A 17331-nucleotide genomic window follows, 5' to 3' on the forward strand; every position below is an offset into this window, starting at 1 on the left:
CTGCAAAAGAGGCTAGGAATTAGCGTGCCTGTCGAGGAAAACTCCTAGACTGTTCCCTTAGTGGAGATATATTAGGGATTATAGTGCAGACTTAGTGGTGATCTAGTTTTATATTTGGCGACAATATAAATATGGGCTTAAAGGGAAACCGCTGATCCGGCAACGGAACAGTGCCCATATGGGAAATCCTACTGGACCTAAGCTGCAAAGTTTACTGAATATATCGCCCTCAAGTGGTATCTATAGAGATTCAAGTAAAGCTATTAATTTATACATATCAAAAGTTTCTAGAGAGTGTGGATATTTTGATATGCATAAATTAAGTTTTACTAAGTAAGCTCTATATAACTGATGGCATTAGCTATCAGTTTTTTTGAGTTTAGTGATGATTTTATAGTTTAAAACTTAACCTATAGATAAAAGGTGGGTATAAATTGGATAAAAATAATAAAGATAAAAATAAAAAATCTATAATTTTGAGAGGATATAACATAAAATGGGTATTAAATATTACAATAGTTACTTTTATTTTAGCTGTATTTCTAAGTTTTGCTTCGGAGGCAATACTTAGAAATACTGAGGTTTATATAGCCTTTCTTATATTAATTGTAATTGTTTTTCTTGGAATAACATCGGATTTAATAGGTATTGCTGTGGCTATTGCAGATGAGAAACCATTTCATTCAATGGCGGCTAAAAAAATTCATGGAGCTAAGTTTGCAATTAAACTTATAAAGAATGCAGGCCCAGTTTCTAATTTTTGTAATGATGTTATAGGGGATATTGCAGGAATAATTAGTGGTGCTGCTGGTGCAATAATATTAATTGAAATTAGTAAGATTTATAATCTAGTAAATACAGCAGTTTATAGTGTGATTTTAAGTGGAATTGTTGCGGCAGTCACAGTGGGAGGAAAGGCATTGGGCAAAGAAATTGCTCTTAGAAAATCCAAGGAAATAGTTTTTGGTGTTGCTAAAATCCTTTACTGGATAAAAAATAAATTTAAAATTGACTTTTTACCTGAGAATAACAAATAAGATCTGCATATTTTTTAAATTGAGAGAAAGTGAGATGAAGAGTTTTGTATAAGCTTATTGATAAAATTAACTCACCAAAGGACTTAAAAAAGTTAAGTTACGATGATCTTAATAAGCTAAGTAAAGAAATTAGAAACTTTTTACTGTCGTCAATTTCTAAAACTGGAGGTCACTTAGCCTCAAATTTAGGAATTGTAGAATTAAGCCTTGCTGTACATAAGGTTTTCAATAGTCCAAGGGATAAAATAATTTGGGATGTTGGGCATCAGGCATATGTCCATAAAATAATAACTGGAAGAAAGGATAAATTTGACACACTTAGGCAATATAAAGGAATAAGTGGTTTTCCAAAATCCAAAGAAAGTGTTCATGATTCCTTTGAAACCGGACACAGCAGTACTTCAATTTCTGCAGGATTGGGTATGGCTATGGCTAGAGATATAAAGGGTGAAAAATATTCGGTATTGTCGATTATAGGTGATGGTGCTTTGACTGGGGGAATGGCCTTTGAAGCATTAAATCATGCAGGACATTCTGAAACAGATTTTATTGTAATCTTAAATGACAATGAAATGTCAATTTCAGAAAATGTAGGTGGACTATCTAAATATCTGAATAGATTAAGAACAGATCCTACATATTATAAAGTTAAGGATGATGTTGAACAAATATTGAGTAAAATTCCAGCCATAGGCAAATCCGTTGTTAAAACTGCTCAAAAAGCAAAGGAAACTATTAAATATTTTTTTGTTCCTGGAGTATTGTTTGAAGAATTGGGCTTTACATATATTGGTCCAGTTAATGGTCATGATATTGGAGAGCTTACAAAGGTTTTAGAAAGAGCCAAAAAAATGAAGGGACCCATTATAATTCATACAATAACGAAAAAAGGAAAGGGATATAGGTTTGCAGAAAAGTATCCAGATAAATATCATGGCATTAGTGCCTTTGATATTAAAACAGGAAAAAAAATTAAAAAAGCAGAGGACAAGACCTATTCTGAAATTCTTGGGGATACATTAGTTGATATAGCTGAATCCAATCCGGATATTGTTGCTATTACTGCGGCTATGCCATCGGGGACCGGGCTTAACAAGTTTGAAAATAAATATCCAGAAAGATTTTTTGATGTTGGAATAGCTGAGCAACATGCAGTAACCTTTGCTGCCGGTCTTGCTTCAAATGGACTTAGACCTGTATTTGCAGTATATTCAACCTTTCTTCAAAGAGGATATGATCAAGTGTTGCATGATGTATGTCTTCAAAATTTACCTGTAGTTTTTTGTATTGATAGAGCAGGAATAGTTGGACAGGATGGAGAAACCCATCACGGAGTTTTTGATTTTTCATACCTAAGCAATATTCCCAATTTAAAAGTTCTAGCTCCTAGGGATGGAAATGAACTTGAGATAATGATCAGATATGCCTTTAATCAAAATAGTCCTATTGCAATAAGATACCCAAGGGGTATAAGCAAAGATATAGATGTAAAAAACGATAGTGATGATATATATAATGAAAAGGCAGAGGTAATTCAAAAAGGTAAGGATTTTTGTTTTATAGCTGTAGGTAAAATGGTTAAAACTGCATTAGAAGTGGCAAAGCTATTGGAAAAAAGCGATATAAGTAGTACTGTTATAAATGCAAGGTTTGTAAAACCCATTGATAAGGAAACAATTTTATCTAATATAAAAGATATTGATAATATAATTACCTTAGAAGATAATGTGGCAATAGGTGGTTTTGGAAGTCAGATTTCAAATATGTTAAATACTAATGGTATAAAAAACAAGAATATCAAAGTTTTAGCATTCCCAGATGAATTTGTTGAACATGGAGATACTGAGCTGCTTTTTAAACACCATAAATTGGATACAGAAAGTATATACAAAGAAATACTTGATATGATCAAAGAATAAGGAGAAAAATATGGAAAAAAAGGTAAGAATCGACGCCCTATTAGTAGAAAAAAAACATTTTAGTTCACGTGAAAAGGCAAAAAAGGCCCTTATGGCAGGAATTGTGTATGTAAATAATCAATTAATAGATAAGGCTGGCATGAAGGTAGATCATGATGCTGATATTGAAATAAAAGGAAAAACAATACCCTATGTAAGTAGAGGTGGACTAAAGCTTGAGAAGGCTGTGAAGGAATATAATATAGATTTGAGCAATATGATTTGTATGGATGTAGGAGCTTCAACAGGAGGATTTACTGATTGCATGCTTCAAAATGGAGCAAAGAAGGTTTATTCCATAGATGTGGGATATGGACAATTAGATTGGAAATTAAGGCAAGATGATAGAGTAATATCTATGGAGAGGACAAATATCAGGTATGTTAAACCTGAAGATATTGATGAAAAAATAGATTTTGCTTCAATAGACGTGGCTTTTATTTCACTAAAGATTGTGCTACCTGTTGTAAAAAAATTAGTTAAGGAAAAGGGGAATATAATATTCCTTATAAAGCCTCAATTTGAAGCAGGAAGAAGCAGGGTTGGCAAAAAAGGGGTGGTGCGAGATAAAAGCGTTCATAAGGATGTTATTGAAGATATACTAAATTTTTCTAAGGAAATTGGTTTAACAATTAAAAATATAACCTATTCCCCAATTAAAGGGCCAAAGGGAAATATAGAATTTTTAGTGTATGTCTCAAATGAGCCTCCAGTTCAAGAGTTTGATATTGACAAAATAGCCTATGATATTGTAGAAAAGGCCCATGGAGAGTTGAATTAGACTATTTTAAAATTCATTATTTTTATCCAAATTTCAGTATAAAAATAGAATAAAAAAGAGGAAATTGTAAGTCGATGTAGTATAATAATAATGAGCATAAAAAAAGGTTTTCCTATAAAAAAATTTTTTTCCGGGAGGTTTTTCATGAAATATTCAAGACATGCGAAAATTCTTGAAATAATTGAAGATTATGAGATTGAGACTCAAGAGGAATTAGCTGAATTTTTAAAGAGAAATGGTTTTAATGTTACCCAAGCCACAGTTTCAAGGGATATTAAAGAACTTAGGCTTATTAAAGTTTTAACGAAAAATGGTAAATATAAATATGCGGCAATTCAGCAACAGGATAATATTATATCTGATCGTCTAATAAAAATATTCAAGGATTCAGTTTTGGCAATCGATCATTCTGGACAAATGATTGTATTAAAGACTTTAAGTGGTGCTGCCAATGCTGCTGCTGAAGCTATTGATGTATTGGACCTAAAGGGGATAACAGGCACAATAGCAGGAGATAATACTATTTTTATATTAATTAGTGAAAGTGTAGACAAGTATGAAATAATTGAGGAATTTAAGAAATTGATGAGATAGGGAATGGGGAGGAATTTCTATGCTCCTTGAACTAAATATTGAAAATTTTGTTTTAATTGAAAATATTAATATCAGCTTTACCCAAGGATTTAATGTATTATCAGGGGAAACAGGGGCTGGAAAATCTATTATAATAGATGCAATAAGCTTGGTCTTGGGTGGAAAATCCAGTAAGAACTATGTTAGAACAGGTAAAGAAAAAGCCGTAATTCAAATAGTTTTTACCTTTGAAGATGAAGAATTAAAAAAGCTTCTTTATGAATATGGTATTGACTGTGAGGATAATATTATTATTCTAAATAGAGAAATATTTGGAACAGGAAAAAGTATTTCTAGGATTAATGGAAGAATAGTACAATTGGCCTTTGCTAAAAAGGTGGCAAAAATGTTAATAGATATTCATGGACAACATGAGCATCAATCTCTTCTATATACTGATAATCATCTAAATATGCTGGACTTGTTTGGAAATGAAATGTTGATAAGAAATTTAGAAAAAGTAAATGAAAAATATGATCAATTAAGAAAAATTGAAAAGGAACTTCAAAAGATTGATCAAAACGACAAAGAGCGAGAAAGAAGAATAGATCTTATTAAGTTTCAGATTGAAGAAATTGATTCCTGTTCAATTAAACCAAGTGAAGATACTGATTTGTCAAAACAATTTGATCTATTGAAAAACAGTGAAAAAATATTTGCAATTATACATGAAAGCCATGATAAAATTTCTTCTAGCTTAGATGATCAAGAGTCAATTTTAGGAACATTATCAGATATTCTAGGAGGCTTTGAAGACATATCTGTTCTTGATGAAAATATAAAAAATTTTAATGATGAACTTCAGGATATATTCTATAGATTGCAGGATATTGCAACTGATATGAGACATTATGGAGAAAATATTACTTATGATTCAGAGGCTTTATTTGAAGTGGAAAAAAGACTTGATACAATTAATAATCTCAAAAGAAAATACGGGAATACTATAGAAGAAATATTACAGTATCGTGATAAAATGCAAAACGAACTGGAAGAATTAGAGGATAGCGCAAATAGGATAAAAATACTAAAAAAAGATATAGAAATATGTAAAGGAGAATATCTAAAATTAAGCAAGTCATTAAGTAAACAAAGAAAAGAGATATCAAAAAATTTTGAGAATAAGATGATGAAAGAGCTCAAGGATTTAAATTTTAAAAATGCTGAGTTTAAGGTTAGTATAACTCCAAATACAGATAAAAATAATAATTTGGTTTTTAAGAAAAATGGAATTGATAAAGTTGAGTTTTTGATTTCAACTAATCCTGGTGAGCCGCTTAAATCGTTGTCCAAAGTTGCTTCCGGTGGTGAAATATCTAGAATAATGCTGGCAATGAAGGTTATTTTGGCTAAAATAGATAATATATCAACATTAATCTTTGATGAGATAGATACTGGAATAAGTGGAAAAACTGCAAATGTTGTTGGAGAAAAGATAGCACTAATATCAAGAACTCACCAAACCATATGTATTACTCATTTACCTCAAATTGCAGTAATGGCTGATAATCATTTATTCATTGAAAAGATTACTTCAGAAAGTCAAACTACTACAGTTATACAAAAGCTCAATGATGAGGATAGAATAAATGAGATAAGTAGATTAATTGGAGGAAATATAATTACTGATTTAACCTTAAAAAATGCAAAAGAGATGTTAAATATGGCTCATAATACAAAAAAGACATTGATTTCATAATTTAGAGAATTGTATAATCCTTTTACATATTATGTAATTTATCTAAATTTGAATTATGAAATTATTTCATTTATTTAAATTTAAACTGTAAAAGCTGCAAAAACATTGCAGCTTTTTTTATATTTAAAAATTATAATAATATCTATAATGTTAAGCCAAAAATTGAGAGATATTAAATCTTACATGAAAAGAATAATGAGTCTAGAAATAGGCTAAATTATAAATAGAACTTAAGATTTAATTTTTAAGTCTATAGTGAAACAAAGAATTCCACAAATATCGATATTTTAGGATCTCTAAATTAGATTTTAAAAGTGTTTCACTATATTTAAAGATATTCCAGCAAAACAGTTGATTTATACAGATCAAAGCTCCTCAGAAACACCGGGTATTTTGATATGCATAAATTAAGTTTTGCTATGGGAAATCTATAAAAGAACTATTTATATGGGGAGTGATTAATTTAGGGAGTGGGTTTTTTTGAAATCTAAACGAAAAAAAATTATAACCTTTTCAATACTATTTGTTTTTTTTGGTTTAGTGTTTTTTAATATAGCCACATTTTTGTACTATCCAACTGAGATAAATATATTTGAAGGTGAAGGACAGGTTTTAAATATAAAGTACCCTTTTAAAGTTACAAACAGTCAAGATGATAAGATAGTAGAAATCTCCGTTGAAGAAGATGGTGAGGATAAAGGGAACAAGATTAAAATAATACCACTTAGAAAAGGGAAAACTAATTTAGAGATAAAACTTCTTGGAGTATTGCCAATAAAAAAATTAGCAATCGATGTATTTCCAAAGATGAAAATAATTCCCGGCGGAAATTCTATAGGAGTAAAATTGAATACGAAAGGCGTTTTAATAGTAGGGTTAGAAGAAATAGAAGGCCAAGATAATAAAAGATATAATCCTGGATATGATGGTGGACTTAGAATAGGGGATTGTATAATTGAAATAGAAGGAGAAAAGGTAAAAAACGCTGACCATGTAGTAGAGCTTATAAATTCAAATAAAGGTAAAGAAATAAGAGTAAAGGCTAAAAGAAGAGAAAGAGTTTTAAATTTTAAAATCATGCCTGTTAAAAGCAAGGTCTATAATGATTATAAAATTGGCCTTTGGGTTAAGGATAAGACAGCTGGAGTTGGAACCCTGACTTTTTTTGACCCTAATTCAAAGATATATGGTGCATTAGGTCATGCAATATCAGATGCTGAAACGGGCAGAATATTGCCTGTTGGCAATGGTGAGATTCTAAAGTCAAAGGTAGTTTCCATTAAACAGGGAAAAAGAGGAAAAGCAGGAGAAATAAGAGGAATTTTCTTAGAAACTACAGACCCTTTAGGTTCCTTAGAAAAAAACACTAATTATGGAATATATGGGACAATGTATCAACAATATAAAAACCCAATATATAGAAAACCTATTGATATTGCACTACAGCATGAGATTGAATTAGGGCCGGCGAAAATACTCACTACCACTGATGACAATCACATAAAAGAGTATGATATAGTAATAGAAAAAATCAATATGCAGAGAAAAGTGAGCAATAAAAGCATGGTGGTTAGAATTGTAGATAAAGAACTTCTAGAAAAAACTGGAGGAATTGTTCAAGGTATGAGTGGAAGCCCTATAATACAAAATGGAAAAATAGTTGGGGCAGTTACTCACGTTTTTGTTAATGACCCGACAAAGGGATATGGGATATTTATTGAATGGATGCTCAAAGAATCAGGTATAAAGGCCAACAAGAAAAATATATTTCATAAAGCAGGCTAAAGATATAACACTTCAAGTCATTATGATTTGAAGTGTCTTTTTATTCTTAGATACACCAATTAATGATAATGCTTTCACTTTTATATATAATTTTATCAAATATATAAAAAAACAGCTTTAAAATGGATATAAATTACATTGTTTTTAAAAATTTTAAAAAAGAGAAGGATATTTTTCATTTATGTCGAATTCAAGTATTATGCGTGTTATAACATATTATATAAGGAGGTTTTTTTGTGAAAGATAGAATAAAGATTTTAATAGCAGATGATAATAAAGATTTCTGCGACATTTTGTATGAATATTTGAGCAAGCAAGAAGATTTGGAAATAATTGGTGTGGCTAAGGATGGTATAGAAGCCATAGAAATACTTTCTCAAAACACACCAGATGTTATGATTTTGGATATTATTATGCCTCATCTTGATGGATTAGGCGTTTTAGAAAAAATGCATTCTTTGGATATACCAGAGACTCCAAAGATAATAATTTTATCGGCTGTAGGACAAGATAGAATTACACAAAAGGCTATAAATCTTGGTGCAGATTATTATGTTGTAAAACCCTTTGATTTTGAAGTGTTTATTAAGAGAATTAGACAATTAATGGGAAATTCTAATGAGAATTTTGAAAGGAAAAAGCCATTAAGAGACTACAGTTTTTCAAATGTAGAAAAACAGCCTAAGACTATATCGATAGAAGCGGAAATTACAAATATTATTCATGAAATTGGCGTTCCTGCTCACATAAAAGGATATTTATACTTAAGAGAAGCCATAGGAATGGTTGTTGAGAATATTGAATATCTTAGTGCGGTAACAAAGGAATTATATCCTAATATAGCAGAAAAATTCAACACTACACCAAGTAGAGTAGAAAGGGCAATAAGACATGCCATAGAAGTTGCTTGGGGTAGGGGAAAGATAGATACTATAAACAAATTATTTGGATACACAGTACATAATGGCAAAGGAAAACCAACCAATAGTGAATTCATAGCTATGGTTGCTGATAAGCTTAGGATAGAGCAGAGGATAAGTTAAATAGAATAAGTTTAAATAATAGAAATTCTCCCATTCAAAATATAGAAAAGGAAGGGAGAATTTTTTACTAGCTTTTAATAAAATATATATCCATTAGACCTAAGGATAACTAACTATAAAGTATAATAAATTTCATAGAAAAAATGTAGAAGCATTCATTATTTCCTATGAAATTTATATTAAGTTTTAATGTTTGTTATCCATATATAGATATTCCATATTTATATAATGAATAGAATTAATGAACTTTATTACATCTATTACATTTAGTACATTTTGTACAGTTTTCACAAGAATAGTAAAAAATATAATCAGTATTCATCCAATACAAAATATTTTCAGTATCAATTAACTTATGATCTTTACAAATGTTATTATTTTTTTTTGTAACCATCATATCCCCCCCTTTGAAAATACGAGTTCAAAAATTCTGAATATTCCAACTTTATATTAATATTATATTTTATAACCATCTAGAGTTTCCATCATAATAAATAATGCTGCATAATAATATATTATCTCAATAGTTAATTAACAAACATATATGAGTAAATAATATCTTACTATTAAGAGGAAAAATGTATTTTTTAATACAATAAAGTAGCTATTGATAGAAATAGAAAGGAGTCAGTATTATTAGATGAAAATATACCGACTCCTTTGCTTTTTCCTTATTTACACACATCTACCCACTGAGCAACAGTTATTTTTGATAAATCAGCAGGGGTGATTTTAATTGATGAGTTTGTTGCCCCAGCAGCAGGATAGACATATTCATAATTTTTTAATGAAATATCCAAATAGACTTCTAAAGGATTTCTTAAACCAAAGGGACATACTCCTCCTACTGGGTGACCAGTTATTTCTAAAACTTCATCAGGTTTAAGCATTTTACATTTTGTTTTGAAAGTATCTTTATACTTTCTATTGTCTATTCTGGCATCTCCCTTTGTTACAATTAGAATATCTCGATCCTTCAGCTTAAAAGCCATGGTCTTAGCAATGAGCTCAGGTTTTACTCCATGGGCTTTAGCTGCTAGTTCAACAGTTGCTGTGCTTTCATCCAATTCAAAAATTTCATATTCCAAATTATTGTCTTTAAAAAATCTTTTGACATCCTCTAAAGCCATTCTAAATCATCTCCTTGTTTTTTTCATATGTATATATAAGTGGGGAAATTGCATAATACATGTAAAGAATTTTTAAATACAAAATGTAGTATAGATAGTCAGGCAAGTTATTTACATATTGTATTTAAAAATTGATAATGTTGATTATGCAAGTTTCTAAAGTAAGTAAATATACATCAATTCTGTATAATTCTATTTTAAACATATTTATTATAACATTATTAGATAAAAATGTTAAATTTACTCTATGAGAGGGGTTTAATTTCTAATGATTATATAATAATATAAATATATAATATAAGGAGAGGTGTTTCTAATGAGTAAGGAAACTAAAATAATTTTAGATGAATTAAATTTTTCAATTGGAAGAATAACAGAAAGAGAAATAAAGGGCAAAAGATTAAAAGAAAGTGAATATTGGTATCGACAAGGCTTAAAAACAGCAAGGGATATCGTTTTAAAGGTCGAGAATTTAAATAAAGGTAAATCCTAAAAATATGTGATTTAAATTTAAACTAATACCTAGCACAATATTACTTTGACAATAGTTCCGAGTTGTAATTAACTCTGAATTAATCTTATTACAAATATTATCATCATAAAACTTCAAAACAAACCATAATGTATTAAAATGCTACTAAATGGAAATACTTATAATAAAATTACAACTATCTGGAGGGAGTATTATGAATAAACATTTCCTTAATGGTTTGATTTTAGGTATAATGATGACCTTTATTTTAAGTTCAATATTAGTTTTTTCAGAAGACTTAAAGGATACTATAGAAGTAGTATTTAACTCAGTAAATTTAGAAGTAAATGGAGAAAAAATCAAAATAGATAATATACTATATGATGGAACCACATATATACCTATTAGAAAAGTTGCAAAAATGGTGGGAAAAGAAGTTAAATGGGATAGTAAAACACGTACTGTCAGTATAAATGAAAGCAAAAACGATGATAAAGTGGAAAATAGTAAAGCAGTAAGTAGTAAAATTAATAAAACTGAAGAAGACCCAAATGAAATAAAATTTAATGAAAAAGGTTTGGAAAATATAGTTAGAAAAATGATTAATAAACCAAGTGGTAAAATATATGCAGGGGATGTCAAGGAAATAACAAAGATAGTATTTCCCAATCCTGAAAATGAAGAAGATGTAATATCAGATATAGAACCGTTAAAGCATTTTACTGACTTAAAGGAAATAGAGCTAAATAATCATAAGATTTTTGATATAACACCACTTAAGGATCTTAAGAATTTAGAAAAATTATCTTTAAACTCTAATAATATAAAGGACATCGCTTCTTTAAAAAATTTAATTAAATTGCAAGAATTGCATCTGAGTAGAAATAAAATAGAAAACATTAGTGATCTAGAGGGGCTTAAGGAATTAAAGGTTTTAGCCCTAAATGGCAATAAAATAATTGATTTAAAAGGAATAGAAAATTTAAATGGATTACAAAAGTTATTTTTATCTGAAAATGCAATTAAAGATATTTCTAATCTAGAAAAATTAATTAATTTACAGGTTTTATATTTGTATCACAATAAGCTTACCGATATTACTCCTGTAGGAAATTTGAAAAAGCTTAGAAATCTATCATTAAATAATAATGATATTAGTGATATTAAGGTATTGGGAGAGCTAACAAATTTGGAAAAACTAGTAATTAAGAACAATAAAATTTCAAGTATAAGTATTTTATCAGATTTAAAAGATTTAAAAATCTTATATCTTAGAGGTAATAATATTAAGGATTTATCTCCTGCTAATGAAATATTTAGTCAATTAATAGACAAAGATTTTGAATTGAAAACAAGTGAAAACTAAGTTGATAAAAACTCCTCCCCAAAACATAGGTTTTTTGGAGGAGTTTTTTAAGTGATATAAAGGGAGATAAAAGGAAATATTAAAATCCCCTAAATTGTATTTAGAATATATTATGCAATTTTATTAGATTATAGTGATGCGATTTTTCCAACTGAAATGAAAAATATAAACTATACTATATATTTCCGAGGTAATAGTTATAATATAACAATTTATCTTATGTTTTTCTAAAAAGAGTAAATAAAAAGTAGATTCAATAAATATTTTGTAAAAAACCTCTATATAAAATTGTTCCTAATATTTTTTTGTTAATTTTACCTAATTAGGAAATAATATATTTATAATCAATAGAAAGATTTTTAAATATAATTTTTTGGAGGTCAAAATGTTTATCGAAGCTATTGTTAAAAAGGATATTAAAACAAAAAATCTTGTTAAGAGGTTAAATCCAGGAGAAGTGGCTTTAATAAAGCATAGAGATATAGATGAAGTGGCTGCCAGATCTTTAGTTGAAAAAAGACCAAAGGCTATTATTAATACATCTAAATCCATAAGTGGAAAGTATCCAAATAGAGGGCCTGATATATTACTTAAGGCGGGAATTGCAATAATTGATATAGATAATGAGGAAGTTTTTGATTTGATAAGTGAAAATAATACAATAAAATTATTAAATAATGAGATTTATATAGATAATAAATATATTGGTAAAGGTGAGATTTTAACTAAAGAAATAATAGAAAAAAAGACAAATGAAGCAAAAAAGAATTTAGGTATTGTACTGGAGGACTTCATTGAAAATACATTGAAATATGCCAAAAGGGAAAAAAATCTTATTTTAGGGAATCTCAGTATACCTGATATTAATTTTAAAATTAAAAACCGCCATGTATTAATAGTAGTAAGAGGAAAGGATTATAAAGAAGATCTTTTAGCAATAAAAACATATATAAATGAAGTAAAACCAGTGCTAATTGGCGTAGATGGCGGTGGGGATGCCCTATTAGAGTTTGGATATACTCCTGATATAGTTATTGGAGATATGGACAGTGTTTCAGATAATTGCTTGAAAAAATGCAAGGAAATCGTAGTACATGCTTATAGTGATGGAAGGGCTCCTGGGGTTAGAAGAATAAAAGAACAGGGGTTGAAATATAAATTATTTCCCGCTCCTGGGACAAGCGAAGATATCGCCATGCTTTTGGCATTTGAAAAAGGGGCAGATTTTATTGTTGCTGTTGGTAGCCATACAAATATGATAGATTTTTTAGAAAAGGGAAGGAAGGGGATGGCAAGTACTTTTTTAGTAAGACTTAAGATAGGGTCAAAGCTCATTGATGCAAAAGGCGTTAATAAGCTATATAAAGAAAGAATTAAACCTATACATTTATTCAGTGTATTTATTTCGTCTTTAATTCCAATAATAATTATTGGGATGTGCTCACCATTAAGTAATCAAATAATTAAGTTGTTTCAAATTAGACTAAAATTATTATATGAATTGAGGAGAATATTATGGTAATGAATATTAAACATTTCATTATAACAATAATTGCAATTTTTTTATCCCTTGGAATAGGAATTTTTGTTGGAGTAATAATTGATAGTCAACAATTATTTATTGAGCAACAAAAAATTTTAGTATCTCAAATTGAAGATGAATTTGATGGATTCAAACAAAAAAATTACGAGCTTATGAGTAAACTTGAAGAATATAAAGGTGAAAACAATAGAAAAGATAAATTTTTAGATTTAATTTATTATAAGTTAATTGATGAAAGTTTAACGGGTTTAAATATCATGATTATAAATCTTTTTTCTGACAATAGCTATTTAGATATTAAGGAAACTTTAGATAATGGAGGAACAAATGAAATTATAGAAATTAATATATTTAATAAGACTGAAGAAGAAGTAAAACATATGTTTAAATATATAGATAATGAATTTGAAAGTGAAGAAACAAATAATGGTGAGATTGAAAAAATGAAATTTGAAAAGTTGTACTCAAGAGTTGTTGGGGAAAAATATAGTATGCTTCCATTTTATTTTAGAAGTATTGAGGATATTGATTACAAAGGGAATATGTATACTAATATAGATTATGTTATATTAATTGACAACGGATTCAATATTAATAATAAATATTATAAAAATGCAAGAAATAAATTGATTGATTTAATAAATAAGGATGATGTTCCTATAGTTGCAGTTGAAAAATCTAAAGGAAAAACTTCAAGTATATCCTTTTATAAGGAGCTAGGTATATCAACTGTAGATAATATTGATACTAAGCTTGGAAAGATTGCAATGCTAGCGGTTTTAAAGGGTGAAAAAGGGCATTTTGGAGGAAAAGTAACCGCTGAAAATTTAATTCCGGAGGAATTCTTTAATATTAATGTAAAACAAATTAATTAAGCAAATTAAATTATTAATGTCTTTGCGATATTTTAATGGATAAATTAAAATTTTTACTTAAATTTACCTGTTGTGCTAATAAATTAAATATTTTGCTTTAGGTACAATTTAGGGGGGTTTAATATTTCTTTTTCGTTCATGTAATAAACCAGTTTTTATATATGACTGTGAAGGAAAAAACAAGTTTATAAAAATCACTCAAATGAAATATTAAAACCCCCTATACAAAAACTAGAACAACGAGTTAAATTCTTATAGTGGTATTAATTTAAGGAATTATAATGGGAGTGTAATATAAATGTTAAATATAAGCGCACTTGTTCCAGCCTACAATGAAGGGGATAAAATAGAAAAAACCATTGAAACAATAAAAAAATCTAAATATATAAGAGATATTTATGTTATAGATGATGGTTCTAGGGACAATACAGCTTCAGTGGCAAGTGAAGCTGGGGCAAAGGTATTTAAGCTTGATAAAAATAGAGGGAAAGGTTATGCCTTGAAATATGGGATAAAGAAGATTATTGATAGAAATGAAATAATTATTTTTTTGGATGGAGATTTAGAAGGATCTCAAAGAGATATTGATAGATTGATTAAGCCGGTTCTGGAAAACAAATGTGATGTAACAATAGCAAAATTTCCAAAATCTAAGAAAAAAGGTGGATTTGGACTAGTAAAAACATTAGCTAAAAAAGGAGTTAAACATTTTACTAATAAAGAAATAGATTGCTCACTCTCAGGCCAGAGAGCCTTTAAAGCAGAGGTGCTTCGAAGTATACACAATATGCCTTCACGGTATGGTGTTGAGGTTGGTATGACAATTAATATTTTAAAATTAGGCTTTGTCATTAAAGAGATAGAAGTGGATATGGGACATCGGGAAACAGGAAGAGATTTAAAGGGATTCATTCATAGAGGAAAACAATTTTATCAAATACTTTGGACTTTAATTTTACAGAGATTAGGGGGATTTCAATGAAATATCTTATATTGATTTTATCTTATTTTTTTTGGCGATTTGTTATTCCTTTGATAAAGGAATTTTATACAAATTGTGGTTTTTTAAGAAAGAATTATAAAGGAGATCTAATTCCCAATAGTATGGGAATAATATTTGTTTTTAATATTCTACTTATTTCACTAGGATTATTAAGTTTTATAGGAGAAAATAATTTTATGAATATACTGGTATTTACAATAGGAGTTCTGACTATGGGATTTACTGGACTTCTAGATGACTTTATGGGAGATGATAATTCAAAAGGTTTTAAGGGGCATATGAATATGCTATTGAATTTTAAAGTTACTACTGGTGGAATAAAAGCCGTTGCTGGAGGAGTAGTTTCAATTTTTATAAGTTTAATTCTTTCTTCAGATATAGCTGATTTTTTTATAAATATTATTATTATTTCATTATTTACAAATTTTTTAAATTTACTTGACTTAAGACCTGGAAGAGCTTTAAAAGGCTTTTTAACCTTTAGTATTTCGTCACTGTTTCTTATTAGTGGAATATTTGAGATTTTATTATTAAGCTTTATTGGAGTTTCATTGGCTTATCTTCCCTATGATATAAAAGGAAGATGCATGATGGGGGATATTGGATCAAATTGTCTTGGGATAGTATTAGGAATTATTGCAACATCTTTTAATATCAATATAAAGATATCATTAGCAATATTTCTAGTTTTAACAAATCTGTATTCAGAAAAACATTCCATTTCAACTTTAATACAGAATAGCAAAATACTAAACTTTTTAGATGAATTTGGAAGATGATAATCAAGTGTAGAAGTGTTTATTATTTTTTGAAAAATTTATATTAAATTATAATATTGATTATATATATTTAAAAACTTGAATTTACAACCATAAAAGCGTCAAAAACGCTTTTATACGGGAGGCTTTAAATGTTAAATTTAAAAAATGGAATAGTTGAAAAAATAATAGCTATTAGAGGAAATTTTGTTGAGGTATTGGTTAATATAGATGGTAATTTAGAAAAGGCTATAGCATATATGAGTCTTGCAAATGATATTAAAGAAGGTAATAAAGTCGTCTTAAATACAACTGCTGTGGATTTAAAGCTTGGCAGTGGAGGATTTCATTTTGTACTGGCAGTTTTAAGTAACTCTAATAAGCAAAGTAATGGGTATGGTCATATTATGAAACTTAGATATACACCAATACAAGTAAAAGTAAATTCAGCTGAGGAACAAAAAAGTATATACCATGATATTTTCAATAGTTTTTCAACTCTTAATAATATGCCTGTTTTAATTGGAGGGCTTCATAGTATGTTAGCCCCTTTGTCAGTTGTATTAAAAGGCTTAAATAGTAATTTGAATATTGGATATATAATGACTGATGGAGGAGCTTTACCTATAGATTTCAGTGAAACAGTTTATAATTTAAAGAAAAAAGGAATTATAAAGGGAACCATAACTATAGGAAATGCATTTGGAGGAGACCATGAATGTATAAATATATATAATGGATTGATAGCTGCCAAGGAAATATTAAAATGTGATGTATGTATTGTTGCAATGGGACCAGGGATAGTTGGAACAGGAACAAAATATGGTTTTACAGGTATTGAACAGGGAAATATTATAGATGCAGTAAATGATTTGGGAGGAGTTCCTATTTGCATACCAAGAATAAGTTTTAGGGATAAAAGAGAGAGGCATTATGGAATCAGTCACCATACTATTACAGTGCTTAATGATATATCAAAAACTAAGGCCTATGTGGCAGTTCCAAAGTTTCAAAATGAAAGGGAAGCTTATATAAAAAAACAAATAGAAACAAATGGTATTGATAAAAAACATGATGTGTTATTTGTTGAATTTAGTGATATAATAAATATATTGAAAAAATCAGATATTAATATGAAAACCATGGGAAGAACTTTAGAAGATGATACAGATTATTTTGTAACTGCAGGCGTAAATGCTAAAGTTGCTACATACTTTATATCTTAAATTTATAAGTGAACTCGTTTTG

General features: G+C 28.6%; 17 protein-coding genes. 15 read left to right on the forward strand and 2 right to left on the reverse strand.

Going from position 1 to position 17331, the window contains the following annotated elements; genetic code table 11:
* The first annotated feature begins 178 nt into the window (after positions 1-178).
* The 8 genes from B5X81_RS27845 to spo0A all read left to right on the forward strand — a co-directional run bounded on the left by B5X81_RS27845 (position 179) and on the right by spo0A (position 8936).
* Complete coding sequence (locus B5X81_RS27845; protein ID WP_208985053.1) at positions 179-337, forward strand: hypothetical protein; 159 nt, start codon at positions 179-181, stop codon at positions 335-337.
* A 97-nt stretch (positions 338-434) separates the two neighbouring features.
* Positions 435-1037 carry a hypothetical protein gene (locus B5X81_RS12525; RefSeq protein WP_208985054.1) on the forward strand — a complete coding sequence of 201 codons (603 nt, stop codon included), beginning with the start codon at positions 435-437 and terminating at the stop codon, positions 1035-1037.
* A 44-nt stretch (positions 1038-1081) separates the two neighbouring features.
* Positions 1082-2956, forward strand: a complete 1875-nt coding sequence (dxs, locus tag B5X81_RS12530) for a 1-deoxy-D-xylulose-5-phosphate synthase (protein ID WP_079492121.1) — start codon at positions 1082-1084, stop codon at positions 2954-2956.
* Between the two features lie 10 nt (positions 2957-2966).
* Positions 2967-3776: a TlyA family RNA methyltransferase gene (locus B5X81_RS12535; RefSeq protein WP_079492123.1), complete on the forward strand. Its 810-nt coding sequence runs from the start codon at positions 2967-2969 to the stop codon at positions 3774-3776.
* A gap of 144 nt (positions 3777-3920) precedes the next feature.
* Positions 3921-4370 carry an arginine repressor gene (locus B5X81_RS12540; protein ID WP_079492124.1) on the forward strand — a complete coding sequence of 150 codons (450 nt, stop codon included), beginning with the start codon at positions 3921-3923 and terminating at the stop codon, positions 4368-4370.
* A 19-nt stretch (positions 4371-4389) separates the two neighbouring features.
* The gene (recN, locus tag B5X81_RS12545; RefSeq protein ID WP_079492126.1) at positions 4390-6108 is read left to right on the forward strand and encodes a DNA repair protein RecN; all 1719 of its coding nucleotides are present in this window, start codon (positions 4390-4392) and stop codon (positions 6106-6108) included.
* Positions 6109-6588: 480 nt separating this feature from the next.
* The gene (gene spoIVB, locus B5X81_RS12550; RefSeq protein WP_079492128.1) at positions 6589-7893 is read left to right on the forward strand and encodes a SpoIVB peptidase; all 1305 of its coding nucleotides are present in this window, start codon (positions 6589-6591) and stop codon (positions 7891-7893) included.
* Positions 7894-8129: 236 nt separating this feature from the next.
* Positions 8130-8936 carry a sporulation transcription factor Spo0A gene (spo0A, locus tag B5X81_RS12555; RefSeq protein WP_079492129.1) on the forward strand — a complete coding sequence of 269 codons (807 nt, stop codon included), beginning with the start codon at positions 8130-8132 and terminating at the stop codon, positions 8934-8936.
* Positions 8937-9174: 238 nt separating this feature from the next.
* On the opposite strand, the gene B5X81_RS27475 is transcribed toward spo0A, so the two are convergent.
* The gene (locus B5X81_RS27475; protein ID WP_170917402.1) at positions 9175-9330 is read right to left on the reverse strand and encodes a hypothetical protein; all 156 of its coding nucleotides are present in this window, start codon (positions 9328-9330) and stop codon (positions 9175-9177) included.
* A gap of 277 nt (positions 9331-9607) precedes the next feature.
* Positions 9608-10066, reverse strand: a complete 459-nt coding sequence (locus tag B5X81_RS12560; protein WP_079492131.1) for a YbaK/EbsC family protein — start codon at positions 10064-10066, stop codon at positions 9608-9610.
* Positions 10067-10382: 316 nt separating this feature from the next.
* On the opposite strand from B5X81_RS12560, the gene B5X81_RS27480 reads away from it, so the two are divergent.
* The 7 genes from B5X81_RS27480 (at position 10383) to B5X81_RS12590 (ending at position 17309) form a co-directional block, all read left to right on the forward strand.
* Complete coding sequence (locus B5X81_RS27480; protein WP_170917403.1) at positions 10383-10559, forward strand: hypothetical protein; 177 nt, start codon at positions 10383-10385, stop codon at positions 10557-10559.
* Positions 10560-10752: 193 nt separating this feature from the next.
* A complete protein-coding gene (locus B5X81_RS12565) occupies positions 10753-11904 on the forward strand; it encodes a leucine-rich repeat domain-containing protein (RefSeq protein WP_170917404.1) in 1152 nt (383 codons plus the stop codon).
* Between the two features lie 385 nt (positions 11905-12289).
* A complete protein-coding gene (gene steA, locus B5X81_RS12570; protein WP_079492134.1) occupies positions 12290-13426 on the forward strand; it encodes a putative cytokinetic ring protein SteA in 1137 nt (378 codons plus the stop codon).
* Positions 13426-14322, forward strand: a complete 897-nt coding sequence (locus B5X81_RS12575) for a copper transporter (protein ID WP_208985055.1) — start codon at positions 13426-13428, stop codon at positions 14320-14322. The genes steA and B5X81_RS12575 overlap by 1 nt, the downstream gene beginning before the upstream one ends.
* Positions 14323-14620: 298 nt before the next feature.
* On the forward strand, positions 14621-15304 hold the full coding sequence (locus B5X81_RS12580; RefSeq protein WP_079492137.1) for a glycosyltransferase family 2 protein: 684 nt from the start codon (positions 14621-14623) through the stop codon (positions 15302-15304).
* A complete protein-coding gene (locus tag B5X81_RS12585; RefSeq protein ID WP_079492138.1) occupies positions 15301-16104 on the forward strand; it encodes an MraY family glycosyltransferase in 804 nt (267 codons plus the stop codon). The genes B5X81_RS12580 and B5X81_RS12585 overlap by 4 nt, the downstream gene beginning before the upstream one ends.
* A 131-nt stretch (positions 16105-16235) precedes the next feature.
* Positions 16236-17309: a DUF3866 family protein gene (locus tag B5X81_RS12590; protein ID WP_079492140.1), complete on the forward strand. Its 1074-nt coding sequence runs from the start codon at positions 16236-16238 to the stop codon at positions 17307-17309.
* Positions 17310-17331: the final 22 nt, after the last annotated feature.

It is taken from the genome of Maledivibacter halophilus, assembly GCF_900167445.1.
Classification (GTDB): domain Bacteria; phylum Bacillota; class Clostridia; order Peptostreptococcales; family Caminicellaceae; genus Maledivibacter; species Maledivibacter halophilus.

Bases quoted from the DNA above. Each gene is read 5' to 3' on its own strand.
- B5X81_RS27845 (WP_208985053.1), top strand. From the start codon at position 179: ATGGGAAATCCTACTGGACCTAAGCTGCAAAGTTTACTGAATATATCG.
- B5X81_RS12535 (WP_079492123.1), top strand. From the start codon at position 2,967: ATGGAAAAAAAGGTAAGAATCGACGCCCTATTAGTAGAAAAAAAACAT.
- B5X81_RS12540 (WP_079492124.1), top strand. From the start codon at position 3,921: ATGAAATATTCAAGACATGCGAAAATTCTTGAAATAATTGAAGATTAT.
- recN (WP_079492126.1), top strand. From the start codon at position 4,390: ATGCTCCTTGAACTAAATATTGAAAATTTTGTTTTAATTGAAAATATT.
- B5X81_RS27475 (WP_170917402.1), bottom strand. From the start codon at position 9,330: ATGGTTACAAAAAAAAATAATAACATTTGTAAAGATCATAAGTTAATT.
- B5X81_RS12560 (WP_079492131.1), bottom strand. From the start codon at position 10,066: ATGGCTTTAGAGGATGTCAAAAGATTTTTTAAAGACAATAATTTGGAA.
- B5X81_RS27480 (WP_170917403.1), top strand. From the start codon at position 10,383: ATGAGTAAGGAAACTAAAATAATTTTAGATGAATTAAATTTTTCAATT.
- B5X81_RS12565 (WP_170917404.1), top strand. From the start codon at position 10,753: ATGAATAAACATTTCCTTAATGGTTTGATTTTAGGTATAATGATGACC.
- steA (WP_079492134.1), top strand. From the start codon at position 12,290: ATGTTTATCGAAGCTATTGTTAAAAAGGATATTAAAACAAAAAATCTT.
- B5X81_RS12575 (WP_208985055.1), top strand. From the start codon at position 13,426: ATGAATATTAAACATTTCATTATAACAATAATTGCAATTTTTTTATCC.
- B5X81_RS12580 (WP_079492137.1), top strand. From the start codon at position 14,621: ATGTTAAATATAAGCGCACTTGTTCCAGCCTACAATGAAGGGGATAAA.
- B5X81_RS12585 (WP_079492138.1), top strand. From the start codon at position 15,301: ATGAAATATCTTATATTGATTTTATCTTATTTTTTTTGGCGATTTGTT.
- B5X81_RS12590 (WP_079492140.1), top strand. From the start codon at position 16,236: ATGTTAAATTTAAAAAATGGAATAGTTGAAAAAATAATAGCTATTAGA.